We start from the raw sequence: 23,996 nt of genomic DNA on the forward strand, positions 1-23,996 counted from the left end.
CTACAGAGAAGTGGGTAACGTGCAATGAACATAATGACGGTAGAGCAAGTTGCAAAAAGTTATGGCGAGAAAATATTGTTTAAAGACGCCTCATTCGGCATGGGCGATCAGGACAAGATTGGTGTCGTTGGTGTCAATGGAACCGGGAAGTCTACATTTTTGCGTGTCATTGCAGGCATGGAGCCGGCAGATGAGGGGCAGATCTCAATTGGGAATGACGTGCGTATACAGTTCCTTGCACAGAATCCTCAGTTTAACCCGGATAATACGGTACTGCAACAAGTGTTCGAGGGCGACAGCCCGGAGATGAAAACAGTACGTGAGTATACGGAAACGATGGAGCTGCTGGAGCTTAATCCTTCCGATTCGGCACTGCAAGAACGTTTGTTGCGCTTGAACCAGCAGATGGAGCAGCTTCAGGTCTGGCAGATGGAAAGTGAAGCGAAGAGCATTCTGTCCAAACTGGGAATTCGTCAATTCGATGCGCTGATGGGCACATTGTCCGGTGGACAACGCAAACGGGTAGCGCTTGCCTCTGCGCTGATTCATCCCTGTGAATTGCTCATTCTGGATGAGCCTACCAACCATATTGATAATGATTCTGTAGTTTGGCTGGAACAGTATTTGCAAAAACGGCGCGGTGCACTGCTCATGATCACGCATGATCGTTATTTCCTGGATCGTGTAGCGAATGTGATGCTGGAGCTGGATCATGGACGTTTATTCCGGTATGAGGCCAACTATACCCGCTTCCTGGAGCTGAAGGCAGAGCGTGAAGAGCGTGAATCGGCTTCGGAACAGAAGCGGCAAAACCTGCTGCGGACGGAGCTGGCCTGGATTCGTCGTGGCGCGAAGGCCCGGACTACGAAACAAAAAGCGAGAATTGACCGCTTCGAACAACTCAAAGACCAACAGGGACTTAATCGTTCGGGCTCATTGGAGGTATCCGTGGGTTCCACTCGTTTGGGTAAAAAAATACTGGAGATCGAGCATCTGTCCAAATCGGCAGATGGCCGCAAATTGATTGACGATCTGAGTTATATTGCGGTACCTGGTGACCGGGTTGGCATCGTTGGCCCGAATGGTAGCGGTAAATCAACCTTGCTGCAAATGATCTCTGGCAAGCTGGAACCCGACGCTGGGGAGGTTGTTGTCGGCCCTACAGTTAATTTGGGCTACTTCACACAGGAGCATCAGGAGATGAATGAATCTCTGCGGGTTATTGAGTACATCAAGGAAGTGGCCGAGAATGTGAAAACGGCTGATGGATCTATCATTACAGCAGCTCAGATGCTGGAACGATTCCTTTTCACCCCTGCATCACAGTGGACACCAATCTCCCGTTTGTCTGGCGGTGAAAAGCGTCGTCTGTACCTGTTACGTGTGCTGATGGCTGCACCGAATGTCCTGCTGCTGGATGAGCCTACGAACGACTTGGACATTCAGACACTCGCTGTACTTGAAGATTACCTGGATGATTTCCCGGGTGTTGTATTTGTCGTATCCCATGACCGGTACTTCCTGGATCGGACTGTGGATAAAGTGCTGTCTTTTGAGGGTGGCGGTACTGTACGCGTGCATGTCGGGGATTACAGTGAATATGCAGAATGGATGCTGAAAAATGCCCCTGCATCTTCTCAGGAAAGTGCGACGGGAACAGCAGCTAAAGTGAAATCGGTAACGGAGGAAAGTAAACCTGCTGCCTCGGCGGCCAAACCTAAGCTGAAGTTCAGCTTCAAGGAACAGCGTGAATATGACCAGATTGATGAGAATATTGAGAAAACTGAAGCCAATCTCGCCCGCATTAATAAAGAGATGGAAGAATCATTCAGCGATTCAGCCCGTCTGCAGGAGTTAATGGCAGAGCAGGCCCAGGCGGAGCGTCATCTGGACGAACTGATGGAACGCTGGACGGTCCTGAATGAGCTGGCAGAACAGATTGAAAACAGCAAGTCTTAATGTATACGCCAAAGCTATATTCCAATGAATTGTCCTCTCTTCAAAAAGTGACTTGCAGTCGCCTTTTGGGGGAGGACGATTTTTTTGCATAGATATAAATAAATTTATATGAAACGTTAACCATATTCAAACCGTTTATTAAATAAAGAATTCCATTGAAGGGGGAGAACACCACATCCATGTACAGAGAACTGAATGAACAACTGGCAGTGATCAAGGAAAAGGGAAGAATGTACGAGAAATGGAATGATCGGCTTGAGAAACTGAATCAGGAGGAAGCAGAATGGAGAACGAAAGTACAGCAGCGTCTGGAACACCTACAGAAGGAACAAAATGATGTGGATCGACTTAACAGCATGACGTTATCAGCATTCTTTTATCATATAATCGGCAAAAAAGAGGATCGACTGGAGAAAGAAGAACTGGAGTTGATGGAAAGTAAGGCAGAGTACGATACGGCTTGCCAGATGTTAACGGATATCCAGGAGCAACGCTTGCAAGTACAGAAGGAACTGGACGGACAGCGGCAATATCAATTCTGGCAGAGTGATTACAAGGTGTTATGGGGCAAAAAGGAAAATGATTTGCTGGAGAAAGATGCAGAATTGCAGCAAATGGCTGAGGATCGGGAACATCTCTCTGGTGAGCTTCAGGAGCTGAATGAAGCGGATCGAGAGGGACAGTATCTGCTCCTTGCACTTGAACGTGCTGAAAAGGCGTTGTCCTCTGCGGGAAATTGGGGAGTATACGACATGATGGGCGGTGGTGTAATCTCCACCCATATCAAGCGCAGTCGAATGGATGATGCCCAGACTGCCATTATGGATGCCGGAAGACGTCTTCGCCGATTTCAGAAGGAGCTGGAGGATGTAAAGATGGCCGTAAACACGGAATTACACCTTGGAGGCCTGCTTTCATTCGCAGATTATTTCTTCGACAATCTCTTTGTGGACTGGATGGTTCAAGACAAAATTCGTAAAGCTGAAACTCAGGTGAAGGATGGACTGAGTGCAGTGCGAAGCACGTTGCGTGTACTGAATGATGAGATTCGGGAGCACAAGGTGAAGCTGGAGCTTCTGGAACGCAGATATCGCGAACATGTTGAACAAGCCGATTAAGACATGTCAAAGAAGAAGGACACGTTCAGCGCGCCTCTAAAAGGTGCTGAGCGTGTCCTTTCTTTTACATGTTAGTGGTGAATCATATATGATTCAAGTTGTCGTGCGCTACAAGATCGACAACGCGACTCTTATCATTCATTCAAACGATGTACTGCTTACCACCTGTCCATAATCCAATTTATTTGGTCGTAATATATGCAGCGAGCAGTCTCGCTGTATTCAGGACGGCGTCTTTATGCGTACGCTCCATGGAATGGGAAGCATGAACGCCCGGACCAATCAACGCAGCGCGGATGTTATTTCCTCCACGCAACGCTGCGCTTCCATCGGAGCCGTATTGTGGATAAATATCAACGACATAATCAAGGCTTGCTTGTTTGGCCAGTTCGATCAGCCGAGTGGTCATATCGTAGTCATATGGTCCTGATGAATCCTTGGCACAAATGGATACATCCGTTTCCTTACAGCTAAGGTCATCGCCCATTGCGCCCATGTCTACAGCAATCAATTCGCTGATTTCTGCAGGAATATAAGATGCGCCGTGTCCAACTTCCTCATAGTTCGAGATGAGCAGCGATACGTTATGTAGTGGTTTCCAGTTTTCGCGATGTGCTGATTCCAGGATACCGAACAAAGCAGCTACGCTGGCTTTATCATCAAGGTGACGTGATTTGATATATCCACTAGGCGTGATGACCGCACGAGCATCGAAGGAAATAAAGTCTCCGACAGAGATACCCAGTGCCAAAACATTTTCCTTGGAAGAGACTACCTCATCAATACGCACTTCCATATGGCTCTCGCTTCGCTCAAACGTACGTGCATCTGGATAGACGTGTACAGAAGGGTGTAGAGAGAGGATCGTGCCTGTATAGGTCTTTCCAGCGCGTGTGTGGATGGTGCAATACTCATTCTCGATACTGTTCATGGTAAATCCGCCGACAGAGGTAAGCTTCAGTGTGCCGTAGGAAGTGATGGAACGCACCATGGCTCCCAATGTATCCACATGTGCGCTCAGTCCGATCGTTCTGGATGAATCCTGCCCAGGCAATGTGAGTACAGCTCCGCCTTTGTTATTCAGTTCAAAAGCGACATCGAGTGATTCGGCTTCTTTGCGGATCATCTCGATAATATCGTGGGTATAGCCGCTAGGGCTGGGAGTATCCAGTAATTTTTTCAGAAAAGACAGGACATAAGATTCGTCAATGTTAAAACTCATATGGGAATTTCCTCCTCGTTAATGAATGTGCAGAAAGTTGTTCTTAAAACAGAATACAGCCTGTCTGGCAGAATGTACAATCCCATTCTTATGGCCAGCAGGCTGCCTCTGATGTGTTACAGCGTACCCGAAGGGTTTCCTTTGGAATCGGACTCCACAGAAGCGTTGTCCGAATCGTTCGTGCCGAAGGTATCCATCGTTTTAAACGAGTCAAGAGTGGAGGAAGAGCTGCTTGCTGCGGAGCTCTCCAATTCGGATACACGTAACTTCAATTGCTTGTTCTCGCGTTGCAGTCGATATTGGCGGAAGATGCCATAAGACCCTACAATGATTCCACCGATTAGGGTGCAGCCAAGAATGAGCAGGATCAATGGGATCTGAACCGTGTTAAACAGCAGGTTGACTTGCACGGAATCCACATTAATGACCGCAAAAATTCCGGTAAGCAATGCAAAAACGAGACCTGCTATGAGTGCCCATTGCATTTTCATGGTGGTGCCTCCTTGTTGAACAATTCAGGACTATGTATGCAATTACCCTTATTCATGGATCTTGCATCTTGCTTGATTATAAAATCCCTTGCCCGAATGGGCAAGGGATACAGGTCACATGGACGAGAAAGCAACCTTATTTAGTTAGTTGTTCCATTTGCTCAATCAGTTCCTTGAACACGCTCATAGCTTCGCGAATCGGCTCTGGCGTAGACATATCCACTCCTGCTTTTTTCAGGATGTTGATGGAATAGTCACTGCCGCCGCTCTTGAGGAATCCAAGATAACGGTCCACAGCAGGTTGACCCTCTTCCAGAATTTGCTTGGAGAAACTAGTCGCTGCTGAGAAGCCGGTCGCATATTTGTACACGTAGAAGCTGTTATAGAAGTGGGGAATACGCGCCCATTCCATTTCAATATCTTTGTCCACAACCATGCTGTTTCCATGGTATTTGACATTAAGGTCGTAATAAATTTCCGAAAGCAGCTGAGGTGTGAGAGCCTCACCCTGTTCAGCACGCTCGTGAATAATTTTTTCGAATTCTGCAAACATGGTTTGACGGAATACGGTGGTACGGAACTGATCTGCGTAATACGTCAGCAAGTACAATTTTTCCTTCGGATCCGTCGATTTATTGAGCAGATAATCCATCAGCAAGGCTTCATTCGTTGTGGATGCAACCTCAGCCAAGAAAATGGTGTACTGTGCATCCCGATACGGAAGCGTAGTGTCCGAATAGTGGGAATGCAGTGCGTGGCCCATTTCATGTGCCAGTGTAAACATGCTATTCAGGTTATCTTTGTGATTCAACAAGACGTAAGGGTGGGTGCCGTAGGCTCCCCAGCTGTATGCGCCTGAGCGTTTATTCTCATTTTCGTAAACATCAATCCAGCGGTCATCATAGCCGGCTTGCAATGCGTCTGCATAATCCTTACCAAGCGGCTTCAAGCCATCTTTAACCGTTTGTTTCGCTTCCTCGTAGGTAATATCCATTTTGTATTCATCCACCAGTGGGGCGAAAAGGTCATACATGTGCAACTTATCAACGCCGAGCAATTTTTTGCGTAGGTCCATGTAACGGTGTAACAACGGAAGGCTTTCGTGAATCGTATCCACAAGATTGGTATAGACATCATTCGGAATGTTGTCGCCGTATAGGGACATTTCCATGACGGAAGGATATTTCCGAACATCGGCATAAAACATGTTTTTGGTTACATTGGCGTTCAGGGCTGCAGCAATCGTGTTCTTTTGCTTGGCATAGGTTTCATACACCGCTTTGAAGGCACGTTCGCGAACTTCCCGATTCGGATTTTCCAAGAACTGAATATAGCTGCCGTGGGTGAGCTCCACTTCGTTCCCATGCTCATCCTTGATTTTCGGGAACTTAAGATCGGCATTGTTCAACATGCTAAAGATGGTCTGTGGTGCCTGGGACAGGTTGCCCACCTGTGCGAGCAGTGCTTCCTCTGCTTGGCTCAGTACATGAGCCTTTTCACGTTTCATCTCTTCCAATGTGAACTTATACGCAGAGAGTTTCTCGTTGGAGATGAGTGCATCCAACTGATCATCTGGAAGGGACAAGATTTCGGGTGTAACATAAGATAGTGCTTCACCAACCTGCACGCTTAACTTCTGTGCTTTTTGGGACAGGTTTTGATATGTAGGGCTAGCTGTGTCTTCATCCTGATGCATCCGGGCATATACAAAGAGGCGTTCGGTTTTGAGACTGATCTCATCTTCAAGTTCAAAACAGTTTTTGAGTGCCTCAGGTTTGTTCAATTTGCCCTGAAACTCGGAGGCTTTCTTGGTCAAAGACGATACTTCTTCATATTCCTGATCCCAAGCTTTCTGATCGGCAAATAGATCTTCCAGTTTCCAGGTTTGTTCAGTAGGTACCTCGGAACGTTTCAATAGTTGACTCATGGGAATCCTCCTTTGATGAAGTGATGAATATATAGACGAAGCTGCCTTCGTCCCACTCGCTTGTGCGGAGAGAGACGAAGGAATCAGACTAAGTACCAGCAGAATGAACAGCGATTTGCGGTATTTCAACGGCCTTCCTCCTCACTATACGAATAATCCCGTATAGTATGACCTGAGGGGCAATGAAATATTTGAAGAAGCTAGGCTCCCATGTTGACCAAAAAGTAAACGATCAGGAAAAATGCGAAACAAATCAGTAGGGTGGCAATCAGAGCCATGCCCCGTCTCAGACGATCCGGGATGGAGTTGCGTCCCAGAATCAGCACGATTCCCAGGGAAAAAGCAAGAATAATAAAGATGACAACATTGCTTGAGTCAAGCTGCATGGGCTAGACCCCTTTGAAGGCAGCCATCAGTTGACGCCATTCGTCCTCACGGTTCTCGAAATCGGCTTTTGGGAAGCGACGTTCGGCCCAGTGCATCAACGCAGGTCGGCTGAGGAATGTATGGCATTCTTCGCCCCACTCTTCCGAAATTTCACGAAGCACCAGATATTTGCCTTGAACTTCTACGGTCATCATATTCCACTTGTCTGTTTTGTATATTTCATGTTTTTTTATCATAGGTAGTCTCCAAACTAACGGTTTTGGTAAAATGATACCGTACCCTTGGATTCAAAGCAAATTTTTTCGACTTTTATGGAAAAGATAAATTGCAATGTATAAGGTCATACAGTATAATGAGGGTATTCGCCATAGATGGCGATATTTTTAGGAGGTTGTTCATTTGAAAGGTACAGTTAAATGGTTTAACGCAGAAAAAGGCTATGGCTTTATTTCAGTTGAAGGCGGCGAGGACGTATTCGTACATTTCTCCGCAATCCAAGGCGACGGCTTTAAAACATTGGAAGAAGGTCAAGCGGTAGAATTCGAAATCACTGATGGAAACCGTGGTCCTCAAGCAGCTAACGTAAACAAATTGTAAGAATATTTCCGGTTAAACGGATTTCTTATAAATGATTGGCTTCTAGCTGAATATATGAACCCAAGCACAGTCCCCCATGGGAGGCTGTGCTTTTTTTGATATGTTGAGTTCCGGAAAGAAATCCTTTTTGTTGCTTATGCGCGGCTTGTCATGCTTGACCAAAGCTTCATGGAAAATCCAACAAGTGCAGCGAGAGAAAACGCCATTGCGGTGAGATAGAAGGTGTTTCTGTTGGTATGCTCCAGCAGCAACCCGCCCAGTGTTCCGCTAAGCAGACCGGAAGCGCTGGACCACACAATGGTGAATAGGGCCATGCCAGTGGCGCGATATCCATCAGGAACAAGGCGCGTAATATAACGGACCGCAGTCACGTAGAAGATGCCAAAGGTCACGCTGTGCATCGTTTGAATGGCAACGACTGCCGCAGGTGTATCCGAGATGGACATCAGAAATAAACGAATTGTATACATCAGCGCAGCGATCGTGAGCAAAGGAAGTTCCTTGTAGCGATTGCCGTATCTGCTTAACAGTAGAAACACCGGAATCTCACTGACCGAGGAGATCAACAGGGACCAGCCGATCAGTCCTTCACTGGCACCTAAATCTTTCAGCGTAATGGTAAGAAAAGCTTCGTTCATCCGGTGACCCAGAGCGAGCAGGAAAACGCAACCGAAAAAGGTGATTACATCTCTTCGTTTCAAGATGGACCATAGCCCGGAGAGATCCATTTTAGTGCTGCTGGCTGAAGGCTGATCTTTTAATCGAAAACCGATCAGGAGTGTAGTCGCGGCCAGCGCGATACATACCCACATCGTCCATCCCGGTCCGAAAGATCCGAGAAAGTAGCCAATGCTTAATGCAAAGAACGCATATCCGATCGAGCCAAAAACACGAATGGAAGTGAAATTTCGTCCATACTTGCTCGCGGTTGTAATCGCCATCGTATCGGAAAGTGGATAAACCGGGTAGTAGAAAAAGTAAAACAGGGTGACCAGCACAAATACCTCGCCAAAGGTTGTGGCATTGGCGAGCATGACACCTGTGATCAGTTGTCCGGCAAGCAAGATGATCATCACTTTGCGTACGGTTTTGTAGCGGTCACTGGCCATACTCCAGAACATATTGGAGAATACGGAGACGAGAGGACCAATTCCGTACAGGTAACCGATTTCGGCCCGACTGAACCCCAGATGGCTGAAATAAAGCTGAAAATACGATACCACCAGTACAGTGGAACCGAAGATGGTGAACATAAGTGCCCGCAGCCAGGTTTGATCTGGCCGGGCGGTATGACTTGATTTCATGATGAAAGGCTCCATTCTTGATTACAGTTCAATTTTATTATCCTTAGAGGGATGATGATTTCCCGGATGAAGGAACAGACATCGTAGGTTCCTTTTGCGTACGCCGGATGACCAGCCAGACAATGACAAGCTCGGCAAGCAGACCGAGGGATTGAGCCACTGCACCGATCATGCCGTTCCACGCCGGGAATATGCTGACCAGAATGAGCAGGACGATAACCGTGCATATGGCATTGGCCGTCTGGGAGCGAAACATCGTTTTGGTCTGTCCGCGCAGCAGGATCAGGCCATTGCTGAAGTCGAGAAAAGGTGAAATCAGCGGAAAAAGTACAAACGCTCGCAGCGTCCACAAACTTTGCTGTAGCAGATTACCCTGCACGCTCATTACATTTTCCAATATCCACGGTCCAAGTGGGGTGTAAGCAATGGAGACGGTCATGGCAAAAGGAACAAATCCGGTGACAAGAGCGAACTTCTTCACAAGTTTGGCATCAACAAGATAGAAATTCAGCACGATCTGGTGGATGTATGTAAAAAAGCTTAGCATCAGCTGCATCAGGCTACTCGCAACGGCAAAGGAAGAAATGGCTAGAGCAATTCCGGTCGTTTTGCCAAGTACGATATTAATGACGGGTCCGATAAACAGGGCCACAAAACTGGATAATAACAGCGGTTTGTAGAAGCGAAAGACGTCTGCCTTGTTTTCAACGGGATGATCCTCCAGCTTGGCTGGCATCTTGCGCTTGATGCTGTTTCCTTCGAGAAAACTGACCAAAGCCTCAATCATCATGCCGGCGGCAAAAATGATAGCGCCTACACGTCCGCTGTCAATACTGTCAGTATATATGAAATACAAGGACAGGCCGTACATGCCGGCAAGGCGGAATAACATGCCGATCGTCAGCCATTTTGTACGGTTATTCGTAATAATGATGCCCTGATAGATGTTGCGGATGACTGAAAAGATGCTGACATACATGAGAATCTCATAAACGTCGATTACTTTGGATAACAGATCCGGGCTTACGCCAAACAGATATTTGAATACACCTGTACCAACGGGAGAATATACGATGAGGAATCCGATCAGAAGCACACAAGCGAGAAATATTTTGGTCACAAACGTGAGGGCCTGAAAGGAAAGGCGATCCCGAACCAGCGCCGAACAGGTCTGACGCAGCAGGGTTGAGGGGCGCTCAGTGAGGGTCAGCAGGCTACCGGCGATGGCGTAGCTGGCAATGACTGTCTCGGGATGAGCGGAACGTGCGAGTGTACTGTTAATGATCACATGAGAAATGGTAACGAGAGAGGCGGATATGCCCAGCGGCACAAAAAATGCAAATAACCGTCTCCACGAAAGTGGTTCACTTGACGTCATGTCAACGACTCCTTTGATGGAAGAAATAAGGTAAGTATTCAGATAAGGCTTACAGAAAAGAGATGCCCGCCAGCTAATGAATGCCAGCGGGTCAAGAATTCCGATACTTTAAAAGATTAAAGACATTATATGCTTGTAGGGATGTGATGTAAATAGATGGGATTCTGTTGTTTGCGTTTAGAAGGAGACATTCGGTCTGGGTTTATGTATGTGTTTGCCAAAGGGACGGTTTCAGCTTCTCAGGCGATAGTGAATCAACAGATAGCTCACATTTAACAGGAAAAATAGAAAAATGCTTGGAAGAATCGCGTAATTTCCCCAGTATACAGGCAGGGTGGTCCACTCCCTCAACCAAACCACTAACGCTGAAATCACTATCACGACCATGAAGTGTACAGTCAGACTGCTGATGCGAACACCTTTCAGCAAATTTCTTAATCCGATCAGATTTCCAGACATGATGATAAATTCCATCAGTATGACACCCGCCACTCCACCTTTAAGATGAACTCCATTTAGAGGAATCAGGAAGTAGTGGGAGAGGGTCGCTGCAGTAATACCGATAGCCGTTCCGATCAGACTGATTTTTTTGTTATCCTGTGCCCACAATATACTGGTGGATACCTCGCGAAGTCCAACAAGCAGGGGTATGATGCTTAACCAACGAATCAGCTCTGCAGTTTGTCCGGAATGGAATAAGAGCTGTGCCAGGTCACGGTTGAAAATCCACAAAAAGGAGCTGGAGGTGATCCCCCAAATCCAGACGATCTCCATCGTTTGCCTGCTTTTCTTTGCAAAATAATCATAACGAAGCTCCTGCCAGGAGAGAGCGAGCTTCATCGTCAGGGTATGTGATATGGCCGCGGTTACAATAGTTGGCATATATACAACCAGCATGGCCATACCCATTAGCAGACCGTACATTGCAGTGGCTTGTGTGGAGGTGTAGCCTGCGATTTGCAGTCTTAATGGGATAATGACCGCATCTAACATATCGGAGAAGGGAATAAGTAGCCGTGTGAAGGAAATAACCAAGGAGCTCTTAATAAACCAAAAGCCGTCCGATCTCTCTGTGGAAACATAAGGAGGTAATTGATTCTTTTGACCGGTATAACGCAAAAAAAGAAGCAGCATCACAAAAGCGGCAATTCCGCCCATTGCTGTTCCGATCAAACTTCTCCCGACCGCATACATTACACCCTGAGGAAGCCACAGCCAAGTCATACCCAGCATCAGCCCAATACGAACAGCTTGCTCTATTAACTCCGAGACAGCAATGGCGCTGTAATGTTCAAGACCTTGTAAGTACCCCCGCAACAGGCTTAAAAGAGGTACGACGAATATGGCAAGGGACAGAGAGCGTATAAACGGCTCCAGAACAGGATTACCCAACCACGTGGAGATGGTTGAAGCGTAGGCGAGTGTTAGTAAACAGAGAGTTGCACCAATCATTGACAGCAAGGTGGACAATCGCTTGAACCAGAACCAGCCAAGTTCAGGCTGCTTGGCTGTGTACATTCCCAAGGAGGTAGGAAGCCCGCCTGTTATCAGCATAAGCATGAAACCGAAATAGGAATAAGCGATTTGGAATAATCCTATACCTTCAGGACCCGCCATGCGGGTGAGGATGATACGTCCAGTGAGACCCATTACTTTGACCAGAGAGACAGCACCGATACGGATACCCGTCTGCTTGAGACCGGGAGGGATGTTCATCTATTTCACTCCATCCAACACAAACACTTCTTGTCCACCATTTATATGAGCAAAAGGAGGCAAGTATGTGTGTTGTGAAGCGATCAGTCTCGAATATGAATGAGGATATACGTCGTTTTGTTATCCCAGCCTAAGTCAAACGGTGCCTGAAATCGATCGGCGGTGTGGGAATTGACGAGGGGATAGCCGCGCTGATCAAATCCGGTAACAATAGAGAAATGGTCTACATCATGATTCATTACATGAGCGATCAGATCGCCAGCTGCTAGCTCGCCTATCAAACCGTACGGGTGAGCCTCCGTTTTTTCGACTAGCTTCGAAAAGGATTCCGTCGCGATTTTTTTCCCATACCCGGAGTAAAGAATGAAATCTTTGAATGCATCCGTTTGTACCCATGTTTTGGTACCACCCTTGGGAAAATGGTATCTCCATGCTCCCATCATCGGTAACCCGCCGCCTTCCGTCTGATCTCCAAGAGCTTGGGAAGCAAAATTGGTACAGTCGCCCCCTAGATTATTGTAATTTTTATATTTGGAATTATACTTGACCTTGTCGTTTGTTCTCCATGCGATCCCCGCGTATTTATTTGCATAGGCCACCGCTTGTTTTCGTTTGTAGTTTTTGCCGTCCTTTAGTGCAGGCCGATGAGGGGGTGAAGAAGGCATTCCTGCTGCAATTAGTCGAGGATTCTCTTCCAGCGGATCGAGGTACCATTCCTTCCAGACGATCCATTGATCATTGATTTTTTTCAGTGTGACAGCATGCCAGGTTCCCAGTCCAAACGAATGGGTTGAAGATAATTGGTCTTTATAGGCATATGTGATTTGCTGCGAATGGCCCAAAGAAACCGTCGCTGTATTATCTCTGACACGAATTTTGGAGATATGGATTTTGGACTGGCAATCGGTAATCTTCATGTTACGATGTTGGGTCCATGCATGAAGATAGGTTTTACGATTGACTTCCATCGTGTAAGCATGACGGCTTAAGGGAGACTGTATATCATAATAGCGATCCATATTATTATTTTGTCCGGCTAAGTATTTCGATCTTTGCGCAAAAAGAGATTCAAGATTTTGACTGATCTCAAGTTGTGACGTAGTGGAAGAAGCCTCGGCAGGCCTCAAATGTGGCACAGTCATAAACAAACAGCTAATCAGGAGTACGGTTATCCACTTATGCATGGTTATCTCCTCTTGAATGTTATTCAACCAATCGGGTATACACGACAAGGCGCTTATTGTGCTCCTTTTTTTTGCGATCGTACGTTCCTGTACATGTGATCAGATTCAACTGCTTTTCAGCGGTGTCGCCGAATATTTTATCCAAAGGCGCTTCCTGCGTGAAATAGGATTGGACCTCCAAAATCTCATATTTAAGATAGCGGTTGTTCTGGTCAAATAAAAAAACAAAAGTACCCGGTTTCAGATGTTTGAGCGGGTAAAATATGGCTGGACCTGTGTAGTTGTCTACATGACCGGCAACAATTGCATTTCCGTTTTCTCCAGGCAAAACTCCATCTACATATAGTCCAGCGATTTCACTGGACTTGGGTACTTCCAGTTGTCCATTCTCTGACAGATGAATAGGAGTGATTGAAGTACTCAAATGCACCGATGGAATGCACAAACGGACAGGCTTACTCATGACTATGGATTGCGGAATCCCTGTTTTTATCTCGGGATCAGTACCAGTTTGATCTTTAGGAGCGGTTGTTTGGAAAGCGATCTGGTCCTTCATGCTATGTGCTGGAGATAAGATAAGGCATGCAATGATTAAGAAAATTACAATAGCGGCTAATGAAGTGTTGTTTTTCATACGTTCCTCATCCTTATAAATAAATTGAAGAATAAGAGAAAAGAAAAATCGTTTTCTTTTCTCTTATTCCTTTTTTTACTGGCTTACGCCGCCATATCCTGTTTTAGGAAGGGCTTTTGGTGTAACGCTTTTTGCATGGATTTTATGCTCTTTGTTAACGGATTCTTGATGCAGTTTGTGTTCTTTGCCTTTATGCGACTTCATGTGCATTTTGTGCTCCGCTTTGTGCTCTGCTTTGTGTATGGATTTCTCCATTTTGTGCATCGGTTCAGTTGCAGCGGATGCAGATGCAGAAGCACCGGATACAGCCAGCATTAGGCAAGCAGACAGAGAAACAATGGTTGCTTTATTCATACTTGAATTCCTCCCAGTGGGTAATTTTGCAATGCAGAATTTAATATCCCCAGGGTCTTACATGATTATCGATTGTATTTTTTTACAGCGATTATGGAAGTCGTAGGGGTTTATTGTTGATTTGGTAAAATAGAATGACGTTTGATGTGAATGGAAGGGTTATTTTGCAACAAGTCGTTCATAGATGTGATTTTTTGCCGTGATTATGAGGGAGATCATTTGTACAATTAAGGGGATCATATTATAATAGGATTGGTTAAAAATCGCTCTAATACGTATTCAACCAAGTGGAGGCACATTTATTTTGAGCCAATCAAATCGAAATCGTCATCAATATCCGCGTGGACCGTTGGCATTGATGAGAGGGGTGTACAAATACACCATTCCGGAAACGCGGAAGGAATTGGATGGATGGCGTGCCCAGGCCGAGAAAATTCCGAATGAGGAATTGCGCAATCAGGCACTGGCCAGTCTCAGGGACAAGCAGTTCCACTGTGAAGGCGGGACCGTTTATGCTTTACCTGATTTGCCGAACAGGCACATTCTGATTCCTCTGATCGTTTCATATCAGACTATTAGTGATTATTTGGACAATCTGTGTGATCGCAGTACATCGATGGACCCGAATGACTTTCGGCTTCTCCATCAATCTATGCTTGATGCGGTAGACCCCGAAGCAACCCCTGTCAATTACTACGCGCTCCGTGAGGAGCAGGATGACGGTGGATACCTAAGGAATCTAGTAACCTCATGTCAGGAGCTGACCCGTCAGCTGCCAGGCTATGCATCCGCCAAGCCTCAAATCCAGGATCTGGCAGGCCTATACACGGACCTGCAGGTATATAAGCACATCAAGCCGGAACTGAGAGAAACGGCATTGCTGGAATGGTGGTCGGAACATCGCCACCGCACACCTCAGTTCCGTTGGAACGAATTTGCCGCCGCTACCGGCTCTACGCTGGGCGTATTCATGCTGTTTCTGGCTGCGAGTGATGATCAGCTGACAGAAGAGCAGGCGGCTTCGATCCACACTGCCTATTTTCCTCATGTATGCGCATTGCACATTATGCTCGATTATTTAATCGATCAGGATGAAGATCGTATCGGGGGAGATCTCAACTTCTGCAATTATTATGAGAATGTGGAGACAATGCTGGACCGAATTGCTTTTATTGTGGAGATGGCCCGCAGTGATGTGCAGAAAATTCCGGGGAGTGCGTTTCACCGGATGATTATCGAAGGACTGCTTGCCATTTACCTGTCTGATCCCAAAGTCAGCGAACAACAGGAAGTTCGCGTCGTTTCCAAGCGTCTGATGAAGAATAGTCCGATGACAAGAGTATTTTTCTTTATCTTTAGCCGCTGGATTCGTAAGCATATGTAAGTCAGGCGTATTTGGTGGGAGCCTGAAGTGAAACTAGAGGAGGAAGAAACATCATGACAGCAGTAAAGAAAATCGCAGTTTTAACGAGCGGTGGTGATTCACAAGGGATGAACGCGGCTGTTCGTGCGGTTGTTCGCAGCGGACTGTTTCACGGTCTCGAAGTGTACGGGGTTCAACGTGGATACCAGGGTCTTTTGAATAACGATATTTTCCCAATGGACTTGCGGAGTGTAGGGGATATCATCCAGCGTGGGGGAACGGTTCTGCAATCGGCACGCTGCAAGGAATTCTATACCGCTGAAGGTCAGCAAAAAGGCGCAGACATTCTGCGTGCACGCGGCATTGACGGCCTGGTTGTTATTGGTGGGGATGGTTCATACAACGGCGCCAACAAACTGAGCAAGCTGGGCATCAACACGATGGGTCTTCCGGGAACGATTGATAATGACGTTTCTTTCACCGATTATACGATCGGATTCGATACAGCAGTAAGCGTAGTGGTAGATGCAGTTAACAAATTGCGCGATACCATGTCTTCACACGAACGTTCTTCCATCGTTGAAGTTATGGGTCGTCACTGTGGCGATATCGCTTTACACGCAGGACTCGCATCTGGTGCAGAAACGATTCTTGTGCCGGAAGTTCCGTTTGACATGGACGAAGTGGCAGACCGCATGAAAGCCAATTTTGCACATGGTAAACGTCACAGTATCATCATCGTTGCTGAAGGCGTGGGCAAAGGTGAGGATGTAGCGAAAGAACTGATGGAACGCTGCCCAACATATGAGCCACGGGTAACTGTTTTGGGTCACATTCAGCGTGGAGGTACGCCAACTCCGTTTGACCGTAACCTTGCCAGTCGTCTGGGAGATTTCGCTGTTCGCAGTCTGATCGCAGGTGAGACAGACAAAGGTTGCGGTATTATCAAGGGAGAACTGACCCTGACCGATATTGATAAAGTTGTTAATACGAAAAAAGACTTCGATATGGTGACTTACGAGCTTGCACAGCGTTTGTCCCAATAATCCAGTCAAAACCAAAAGAGCACAGTCCCTTCTTGCGAGGGCTGTGTTCTTTGTTATATCCTTTATTTTTTTTCTGACATACGTACCGAGGCTTGCTTCTGTACAAGGAACAATCTCCAGAGAAGCGCCGTTGCTCCAACAGCGAGGCCGGCAATGAGTCCAACCCAGTATCCAAAGGCTCCGAGTGAAGTATACGTAGCCGTGATGTAGCCGACAGGTAGACCGATGATCCAATACGCGACAAACGTAATGATCAATGCAGGATTCACGTCCTTGTAGCCCCGAAGTGCTCCCTGCGTTGGGGTGGCAATGGCATCAGAGATTTGAAAGAAAATGGCGTAGATCAGGAAATGCTGTGTCAAAGCAATAACCTCGTGATCATTCGAGTACACGCTCGCAATTTGTTCCCCAAATAGCAGTAATACCACAGCTGTTAACAGAGAAAGCCCAATGGCACCTCCGATACCCAGGAGACTGTATTGCTTTGCGTCTCTCACACGCCCTGCACCCGTCTCATAGCCCACAAGAATCGTAAGGGCCATACATATACTCACAGGTAACATATACAGCGTAGAAGCGAAATTCAGGGCCGCCTGATGGGCAGCAATCGTGATCGTGTCGAACCGGCTCATCATTAATGTGACCGCTGCAAAGATGGAGGTTTCAAAAAAAGTAGCAAATCCGATGGGAACACCAATCTTTAGCAGCTCTTTCCATTTGGTCAGTGAGACCTTGGGCATCTGCCGAAAGATGCCATACTGGGCAAAAGGCTCTATCCGATGTACAAAAAAGAGGCTGATGAGGAAGATGAGCCAATATGTACTTGCTGTAGCCACACCTGCTCCGACACCTCCCAGTTGAGGAAAGCCCCAGCGCCCGAAGATAAGTAAATAGTTCAGGAGGATGTTTACAGGCAGCGAGACCAGCGTAATCATCATGGTAATGCGCGTCTGACCGAGTGCGTCCATAAAGCTGCGCAACACTGTGTAGCCGAACAGTGGGATGACTCCAAAAGCCAAAGCACACAGGAAATAGAAGGCGACTTGGCCAACCCGCGGCTCTAAAGGCATTCCATTCAGGATGGGTTTAAGCAGCAACGCACCTGCTGCAAGAACGACGAGTCCAACCGCCACGCCAAGATACAAGGCTTGGACGACACTATGACCAATCTTGTCATTCCGCTTCGAACCGAGCAGGTGGGAGACGACAGGTGTGATCCCGATCAGAATACCACTCAGTCCAGTTTGCACCGGCAACCACAGACTTGTACCAATGGCCACACCCGCGAGATCTGCAGGGGAGAACTTGCCTGACATATTGGTATCGAAAAACGACATGGCAGAGAGGGCAATTTGTGTGGTGAAGATGGGCAAAAATATAATCAGGAATTGCTTAACTTTCTGAGAAAAGCTGGTGGTGGTCATGTTCACTGGCAATGCCTCGCTATTCTAAAGAGTTATCACTAAACTGTCATGTACGGACAGCTATTTATTGTAGTGGATTTTGCCCCATTTGAATAGGGAGGGGATCATGATTGTGCGGAAGGTAAGGGTAAGAGCATAGTAAAAAAACCTCGCTCCGTATGGTACGGAACGAGGTCATAGGAATAAGAGCGATTAAGAATAAGAGTGCATTATTTATAGTTTACGTCTGGCGTATAACGGTTGGAGGCATTCCAGAGTAAGTACTCATCCACATCCATATCTTTCATCGCCCGAATCTGGTCCTCGACTTGTTTTTTGCCGTATTTGATGTAATGTCCACTGCCTAGCCAGCTTGCTGTAAAGTCCTGAATCCATGGGCGGATAACGGGTTTAAGCTCCTTGGTTGGATCAAGTTTCTTATGTGTATCTTCCATGGAGCCTTTGATGGTGGCATATGGATTTTTGTCAGGGTCTTTCACACCGTACCAGCCGGTGGAGTAGTGACTCGGGTAAACCATCGGCGAGATGACATCCACGTTTTCAGATATTTTCACAAAATCCTGTCCAATACCCTCAGCTGCTGGTACAGAGGCAGCGTAACCGAATATATCAACCGAGACTCGAACCCCCAGCGGTGCAAGCTCTTTGCGTGCATACTGCACGAATTCGGCTACGATGTCGACCCGGGACTTGTCGGATTTGGTGTATTTCAATGCGTCCGCACGCGTTTCAAAGCCTTCCGGGAAACGAACATAGTCGAACTGAATTTCCTTAAACCCCAATTTGGCAGCTTCCTTGGCAATCTCTATATTGTAATCCCATACTTCCTTGCTGTAGGGATTAACGAAGCTGTCGCCTTTGCCGTTGGCCCATATGGAACCGTCCTTGTTGCGGAAAGAGAGCTCCGGATTTTTCTTGGCCAGAATCGTATCTTTGAATACTACAACTCGTGCGATCGGGTAAACCTCATGTTTTTGCAGACGTTTCATCAACGCATCTATATCGCGGATAAAAGGTTGGGATTTGCCCATTTCCTGTAACGTCTTGTTCTCCGTAGGGTAAGTTATGTATCCGAGATCGTCCTTGATATCAATGACCATGGAATTGAGCTCCGTGTTATCCATCAGATCGAGCAATGATGTCATGCGTGCACCACCAGCGCTGTAGGCCGTCACATAGATGCCTTTGACAACGGGTGCATCGGGTTGTGGATCAACTTTTGCAGGCGGGTTATCCGCATCAATAACGACCTGATCTTTTTGAGACTGAATGATGGCTGTGTTGAAACTGTTTGTTAATGATTGAAAAGGTTGATTCCCTTGATCTGCTGTGGCTGGTGTACCACTGAAGGTTCCCCAGGCCATAGCCAGTAAAGCCCAAAACATGTTCATTCATTTCCACTCCCCTATGTGCATTCCATGTTTGAATTATACAATAAAGCCTCTGGGCTTTTAACCATATTATTCAAGTGATGAAACACATGGGAAAATGAAAACCGCTTCCTGTTGAGGGTAACCTCACAAGAAGCGGCGTGATCAATTAAAAAAATTATTGAATGTAGATCTCATTTTGATGCTCACAAATACTGTACTGAATGATTTCCATTGCGTCTCCCTGTTCCAGGATGCCCAGCCCATCCCGGAGAACAATCAGTGAGTCGAGCTCATTCGGTTTTAAGAAAGGGAGCATTTCCGGGCACCATTTGTTGACGATTTCAAACAGTTTTACCGTTTCCATATCCACAATAATCACCCTTCCCTACTCGAATTCCAAAATGGTAAGTCATTCGGCGCGATTCGGAAAAGCACATGGTTCTGTGAAATTGAAGGGCACATCCTGCTATACAACATATTTAGGAGCCGTACACCGTTATTATACCACAATGTTTAGAATTGTTAACCGTACATCTGTCTCAACTTCGTCGGAAAGAGCCCATAACTCCAACCGTTTCCACAATATTAACAAAGGCGTTCGGATCCGTTTCCTTGATAATTCGTTTGATTTCAACGAGTTCGTAGCGAGTAGTCACTGTCATTAACATGTCCTTTTCGATGTCTGTATATGCTCCCTGGGTCTTGATTTTGGTGACCCCACGAGGGCGAACAAGCAATTTTTTCAACATCGCTTCGGTTTCATTGGTAATAATGTACAATGTGACTTTGACATGGCTGATGTGAATCAGATCCAGTACTTTGCCTGTGATATAGATCGATACCATGGATGCAAGTGCGATGTTCCAGTTATCATTCAGATAGCCTGCGAGCATAATAATGGCTCCGTTCATGCCAGCCATTACCGTACCAATCGGGAAATCACGATTACGGGTGAAAATGGAACCAACAATGTCCAGCCCGCCCGTTGAGCCGCCGACTCGGAAAGAAACTCCGGTACCCAGTCCCACTAACACGCCGCCAAATACACAGCTCAGAAGGGGATCTGTTGCCACAGCAAAAACAGGCAGAAGCCCGATGAACCATGAAGTGGCTGCTACCGAAACAATACTTAATGTAATGAAGCGTCGTCCAAGAATAAACCAACCTGCAATGAGCAGAGGGATGTTCAGAACAAAATACATTATACTAAGATTCAAATTTGTAAAATAGCCGAGAAGCATGGAAATACCGGATACCCCGCCGCTAAGAAGCTGATGGGGAACCAAAAACCAGTTGAAGCCGCAGGCAATAGCTGCAGCACCCAATACGATCACTAAAAAGTGCCAAATCATTTTGGGCAATTTAATCACCTCATTTATATTTAAAACCAGATTGCTGGTAATCTTGATTTGTTTTGTGATATAATGATTTGTGGATATTCTTGAGTAGGAAACTTTTCCCCAAATGGAACGATAAAATTTGAAATGTTTCAAACGCATGTATGTAGTTTTAGTCTTATGTTGGGGACCCATTCACGAATTATGATGGTTTATGAAAATAAATTCGACCTGATGGGATAACCTATAAATATTAACGCTACTTAAGAATACAGACAACAAAGTGGATTGTCCACCATGTCCACTATATAAAAGGAGTATGAATAATTTTGACAAATTTAAATTTCACAGATTTCAATCTTGAACCACTGGTGCTGCAAGCCATCACTGAGCTCGGGTTTGAAGAAGCAACACCGATCCAATCCCAAGCGATTCCTTTGGCACTCGAAGGCAGAGACTTGATTGGTCAAGCTCAAACAGGTACGGGTAAAACAGCTGCATTCGGTATTCCGTTGATCAGCAAAATCACCAAAAGTGATGAGAAAATCCGCGCCCTCATTATGGCACCTACACGTGAACTTGCAATTCAAGTTGCTGAAGAGATCGAAAAACTTACTCGCTTCAAAGGTCTGCGCTCCCTGCCAATCTATGGCGGACAAGATATCGTTCGTCAGATTCGTGCACTGAAAAGAAAACCACAAATTATCATTGGTACACCTGGACGTCTCCTTGACCACATCAACCGCAAAACAATCAAGCTTGATGATGTACAAACTGTTGTATTGGATGAAGCAGATGAAATGCTCGACATGGGTTTCATGGAGGATATTCAATCTATCCTGAAACAAGTACCGGACGAGCGTCAAACGATGCTGTTCTCAGCAACAATGCCTCCTAACATTCAAAAATTGGCTCAACAATTCTTGAACAATCCTGAGCACATTTCTGTCATTCCGAAACATGTTAGTGCACCATTGATTGACCAATCCTATATCGAAGTACCTGAGCGTCAAAAATTCGAAGCATTGAGCCGTTTGTTGGATATGGAATCTCCTGAACTGGCGATCGTATTCGGACGTACAAAGCGTCGTGTTGACGAATTGGCTGAAGCTTTGCAAAAACGTGGATATTCTGCAGACGGTCTTCATGGTGACTTGTCCCAGAATCAACGTGATGCGGTAATGCGTAAGTTCCGTGACGGCAGCATTGATGTACTCGTTGCAACAGACGTAGCTGCACGTGGACTTGACGTATCCGGCGTAACTCACGTTGTGAACTTTGACCTTCCGCAAGATCCGGAGAGCTATGTTCACCGTATCGGCCGTACAGGTCGTGCGGGTAAAGAAGGTGCTGCATGGTCTTTCGTTACTCCGCGTGAGATCGACCACCTGCACTTTATCGAGCGTGTAACACGTCACCGTATTCCGCGCAAACCACTGCCAACAATGGCTGAGGCTGTAGAAGGAAAACAACGTTTGACAGCTGAACGTTTGCTCGAAATCGTACAATCTGGCGAACTGAACGAATACAAAGGTATCGCGATCCAAATGCTTGAGCAATATGATTCTGTTCAACTGTTGTCGGCTGCTCTGAAGCTCCTGACAGGTGACAAAAAAGATGCTCAGGTTGATCTGACTCCTGAAGATCCGATCCGTGCAAAACGTCGTAAACCGGATGTTCGCTCTGGCGGACGCAAACCATCGGGTTACAGCGGCAACCGCAGCAGTGGTGGTGGCGGTGGTTACAACCGTGATCGCAACAGCAGTGGCAGCAGCAGCAGCGGACGTGGTGGATACAACCGCGATCGTAACAGCAGTGGTAGTGCAACTGGAAGCAGAGAAGGTGGTTACAACCGTGACCGCAAACCGCGTCCAAGCAACAACGAAGGACGTCGTCCTGCCAAAGATTCTTCTTTCGAATAAAATATAAGCTTGAACTGGAAAATGGGGCAGGGCGACTGCTCCATTTTTTTATGTGCAGAATATGCCAAACCAGTGTATGGTCGATCTCTTTTCGGGAAGTACTGGCTTTTCCTATCTATAATAAGGTATATTAATATTATTAGACTTCAGGTTAGACGCAAGGCTGCGGAGGAGGAGAATTGTTTGGAATTTAAAGGAGCTATGGGTGGGATCTACCGACTTACAGAGTGGATTACGAGACTGGCCGCAACCAATCTGTTGTGGGCTATTTGTTCGTCTCCGTTCTTGTTTTTCTTGATTATGAAACTGCTCGTGATGCAGCAGAACCTCGCGAATGAATCACTACAAATGAACTGGGCTATAGCCATTGTGGCACCGCTTACACTATTCCCGGCGACATCGGCCTTGTTTACGGTCGTACGTAAATGGAATATGGGTGATACGGACGTGCCGATCTTCCGTACTTTCTTTGTAGGTTACAAAGAGAACTACAAACAGAGTTTAATCGGAGGCATCTTCTATACCTTGCTGTTTGTCATCATGTATCTGGATTACACAGTATATATGACACAATTCAAGAATATGCAGCTGGTCGGAATTATTATGCTCGTACTGTTGCTGCTGCTGTTTGTTTCTCTCTTTAACTTCTTCTCGATGGTTGTGCATTACCACATGTCCATCGGATTGATTATCAAAAATGCGGTTCTATTGACGCTGATTAGACCATTCCGTGTATTTTCCACGTTGCTGGGAAGTGGATTGTTGTTCTATATCGGTTTTCGTTATCCGGTCTTGTTCATCTTTTTCATTATTAGCATTGTTGCCTGGTTTGCTTTCTTCAACTTCTACGCAACGTTTAATAAGATGCAGGAGCAGATGGAGAAGATGCAGCTGAAGAAAGAAGAAGAGGAAGCTGCACAAGCCGCTGAACAGGCAGGGGATTCGGTTGAGATGATAGAGGCGGCTGAATCAGCTGAGCCTAAGCCATCTGACGAAAAACATGATAATCTCCAAAAATAAAACATGAGCTGTCACCATTTACTTTTTACACAGTTAGGGATATAATAATTGTACATCCTGCGATGTACGTTTCGGTTATTCGTTGTTTTGAACCAATGATGATGTCTTCGGGAGATCAATACAGAATGTTGCTGAAACGCCCTGTCTATATGACATGGGGACTTCAAAAAACATTTTTGCGGCCACCCACCTGCCAAGCAGGTTCATAAGACAATGTAGCCGGACGGCATAGGCGGGTTT

22 protein-coding genes and 1 other RNA gene are annotated in these 23,996 nt (G+C 46.3%); 8 read left to right on the plus strand and 15 right to left on the minus strand.

The genetic code is table 11. The annotated features are described in order from the left end of the window. The first annotated feature begins 24 nt into the window (after positions 1-24). Both AMS66_RS26390 and AMS66_RS26395 read left to right on the plus strand, forming a co-directional pair. A complete protein-coding gene (locus tag AMS66_RS26390; RefSeq protein WP_053783620.1) occupies positions 25-1,959 on the plus strand; it encodes an ABC-F family ATP-binding cassette domain-containing protein in 1,935 nt (644 codons plus the stop codon). 179 nt (positions 1,960-2,138) lie between these two features. Further along, entirely contained in the window at positions 2,139-3,077 is a 939-nt protein-coding gene (locus tag AMS66_RS26395; RefSeq protein ID WP_053783621.1) for a hypothetical protein, read from the plus strand. Between the two features lie 181 nt (positions 3,078-3,258). Here AMS66_RS26395 and AMS66_RS26400 read toward each other — a convergent pair whose 3' ends face one another. From AMS66_RS26400 to AMS66_RS26420, 5 genes are all read right to left on the minus strand, one after another. Further along, positions 3,259-4,299 (minus strand): M42 family metallopeptidase, encoded by a 1,041-nt coding sequence (locus tag AMS66_RS26400; protein WP_053783622.1) that lies wholly within the window; start codon positions 4,297-4,299, stop codon positions 3,259-3,261. Between the two features lie 116 nt (positions 4,300-4,415). Continuing rightward, a complete protein-coding gene (locus AMS66_RS26405; RefSeq protein ID WP_053783623.1) occupies positions 4,416-4,790 on the minus strand; it encodes a LapA family protein in 375 nt (124 codons plus the stop codon). Positions 4,791-4,926: 136 nt separating this feature from the next. Beyond that, positions 4,927-6,717 (minus strand): oligoendopeptidase F, encoded by a 1,791-nt coding sequence (pepF, locus tag AMS66_RS26410; protein WP_053783624.1) that lies wholly within the window; start codon positions 6,715-6,717, stop codon positions 4,927-4,929. A gap of 200 nt (positions 6,718-6,917) precedes the next feature. Continuing rightward, a complete protein-coding gene (locus AMS66_RS26415; protein ID WP_024629224.1) occupies positions 6,918-7,103 on the minus strand; it encodes a hypothetical protein in 186 nt (61 codons plus the stop codon). A gap of 3 nt (positions 7,104-7,106) precedes the next feature. Continuing rightward, positions 7,107-7,340, minus strand: a complete 234-nt coding sequence (locus tag AMS66_RS26420; protein ID WP_017689395.1) for a hypothetical protein — start codon at positions 7,338-7,340, stop codon at positions 7,107-7,109. A gap of 163 nt (positions 7,341-7,503) precedes the next feature. Between AMS66_RS26420 and AMS66_RS26425 the strand changes: the two genes are divergently transcribed. Then, complete coding sequence (locus tag AMS66_RS26425; protein ID WP_017689394.1) at positions 7,504-7,701, plus strand: cold shock domain-containing protein; 198 nt, start codon at positions 7,504-7,506, stop codon at positions 7,699-7,701. 134 nt (positions 7,702-7,835) lie between these two features. Here AMS66_RS26425 and AMS66_RS26430 read toward each other — a convergent pair whose 3' ends face one another. The 6 genes from AMS66_RS26430 to AMS66_RS26455 form a co-directional block, all read right to left on the minus strand. After that, positions 7,836-9,005, minus strand: a complete 1,170-nt coding sequence (locus tag AMS66_RS26430) for an MFS transporter (protein WP_053783625.1) — start codon at positions 9,003-9,005, stop codon at positions 7,836-7,838. Between the two features lie 43 nt (positions 9,006-9,048). Beyond that, on the minus strand, positions 9,049-10,383 hold the full coding sequence (locus tag AMS66_RS26435; protein WP_053783626.1) for a hypothetical protein: 1,335 nt from the start codon (positions 10,381-10,383) through the stop codon (positions 9,049-9,051). Positions 10,384-10,614: 231 nt separating this feature from the next. Then, positions 10,615-12,099, minus strand: a complete 1,485-nt coding sequence (locus AMS66_RS26440; RefSeq protein WP_053783627.1) for an oligosaccharide flippase family protein — start codon at positions 12,097-12,099, stop codon at positions 10,615-10,617. A gap of 83 nt (positions 12,100-12,182) precedes the next feature. Continuing rightward, positions 12,183-13,283, minus strand: a complete 1,101-nt coding sequence (locus AMS66_RS26445; protein ID WP_144424615.1) for an amidase domain-containing protein — start codon at positions 13,281-13,283, stop codon at positions 12,183-12,185. 19 nt (positions 13,284-13,302) lie between these two features. Next, positions 13,303-13,746 (minus strand): class F sortase, encoded by a 444-nt coding sequence (locus tag AMS66_RS26450; RefSeq protein WP_236703636.1) that lies wholly within the window; start codon positions 13,744-13,746, stop codon positions 13,303-13,305. Between the two features lie 246 nt (positions 13,747-13,992). Continuing rightward, positions 13,993-14,271, minus strand: a complete 279-nt coding sequence (locus tag AMS66_RS26455) for a hypothetical protein (RefSeq protein ID WP_053783629.1) — start codon at positions 14,269-14,271, stop codon at positions 13,993-13,995. A gap of 304 nt (positions 14,272-14,575) precedes the next feature. Between AMS66_RS26455 and AMS66_RS26460 the strand changes: the two genes are divergently transcribed. Together AMS66_RS26460 and pfkA are read left to right on the plus strand one after the other, a co-directional pair. Then, positions 14,576-15,655 (plus strand): tetraprenyl-beta-curcumene synthase family protein, encoded by a 1,080-nt coding sequence (locus tag AMS66_RS26460; protein WP_175480778.1) that lies wholly within the window; start codon positions 14,576-14,578, stop codon positions 15,653-15,655. A 53-nt stretch (positions 15,656-15,708) separates the two neighbouring features. Next, a complete protein-coding gene (pfkA, locus tag AMS66_RS26465) occupies positions 15,709-16,680 on the plus strand; it encodes a 6-phosphofructokinase (RefSeq protein ID WP_053783630.1) in 972 nt (323 codons plus the stop codon). A 62-nt stretch (positions 16,681-16,742) separates the two neighbouring features. Here the strand turns inward: pfkA and AMS66_RS26470 are convergent, their stop codons facing one another. The 4 genes from AMS66_RS26470 to AMS66_RS26485 all read right to left on the minus strand — a co-directional run bounded on the left by AMS66_RS26470 (position 16,743) and on the right by AMS66_RS26485 (position 20,829). Continuing rightward, positions 16,743-18,104, minus strand: coding sequence for an MATE family efflux transporter (locus AMS66_RS26470; RefSeq protein WP_053783916.1), 1,362 nt, complete (start codon positions 18,102-18,104; stop codon positions 16,743-16,745). Positions 18,105-18,313: 209 nt separating this feature from the next. Next, entirely contained in the window at positions 18,314-19,495 is a 1,182-nt protein-coding gene (locus tag AMS66_RS26475; protein WP_053783631.1) for a putative glycoside hydrolase, read from the minus strand. Positions 19,496-19,652: 157 nt separating this feature from the next. Then, complete coding sequence (locus tag AMS66_RS26480) at positions 19,653-19,841, minus strand: hypothetical protein (RefSeq protein WP_170867818.1); 189 nt, start codon at positions 19,839-19,841, stop codon at positions 19,653-19,655. A gap of 175 nt (positions 19,842-20,016) precedes the next feature. Then, complete coding sequence (locus tag AMS66_RS26485; RefSeq protein ID WP_407944578.1) at positions 20,017-20,829, minus strand: YitT family protein; 813 nt, start codon at positions 20,827-20,829, stop codon at positions 20,017-20,019. 314 nt (positions 20,830-21,143) lie between these two features. Between AMS66_RS26485 and AMS66_RS26490 the strand changes: the two genes are divergently transcribed. The 3 genes from AMS66_RS26490 to ssrS all read left to right on the plus strand — a co-directional run bounded on the left by AMS66_RS26490 (position 21,144) and on the right by ssrS (position 23,996). Next, on the plus strand, positions 21,144-22,736 hold the full coding sequence (locus AMS66_RS26490) for a DEAD/DEAH box helicase (RefSeq protein ID WP_053783634.1): 1,593 nt from the start codon (positions 21,144-21,146) through the stop codon (positions 22,734-22,736). Positions 22,737-22,919: 183 nt separating this feature from the next. Next, positions 22,920-23,756, plus strand: a complete 837-nt coding sequence (locus tag AMS66_RS26495) for a YesL family protein (protein ID WP_053783635.1) — start codon at positions 22,920-22,922, stop codon at positions 23,754-23,756. A 51-nt stretch (positions 23,757-23,807) separates the two neighbouring features. Then, positions 23,808-23,996: non-coding RNA, 6S RNA (gene ssrS / locus AMS66_RS32050), on the plus strand.

Source organism: Paenibacillus xylanivorans, from assembly GCF_001280595.1.
GTDB classification, from domain to species: domain Bacteria; phylum Bacillota; class Bacilli; order Paenibacillales; family Paenibacillaceae; genus Paenibacillus; species Paenibacillus xylanivorans.